Origin of the sequence: Micrococcus sp. GbtcB5 (assembly GCF_019091605.1) — a bacterium.
Lineage (GTDB): Bacteria > Actinomycetota > Actinomycetes > Actinomycetales > Micrococcaceae > Micrococcus > Micrococcus luteus.
Genome location: NZ_JAGXJK010000308.1, coordinates 1 through 250 on the forward strand (window position 1 = coordinate 1; position 250 = coordinate 250).

1 pseudogene is annotated in these 250 nt (G+C 82.4%); it reads right to left on the reverse strand.

From position 1 onward, the window contains the following. Positions 1-250, reverse strand: a pseudogene (locus tag KVS67_RS12465) (shikimate dehydrogenase); the annotation flags it as partial.

Genomic DNA, 250 nt, shown 5'->3' on the forward strand with positions numbered 1-250 from the left:
GGCGAGGGCGCCGAGGTTGCCGTCCCCGTCCGAGTTCTCGGCGTGGACGACCCCGGGGGCGGCGGGATGGACGCGCACGAGGGTGTTCGCGGTGCCCAGGAGCCGGACGCGGACGCTGACGTGCCCGGCGGCGGCGACGACCGCCCGCTTCAGCGGCATGGTGACGGGGCAGCCGAGCCAGTCCTGCCCGCGGGCCGCGGCCGCGCCGCCGTCGGGCGCGCCCGGGGCGCCCGGGGGCGGGGGCCCGGGG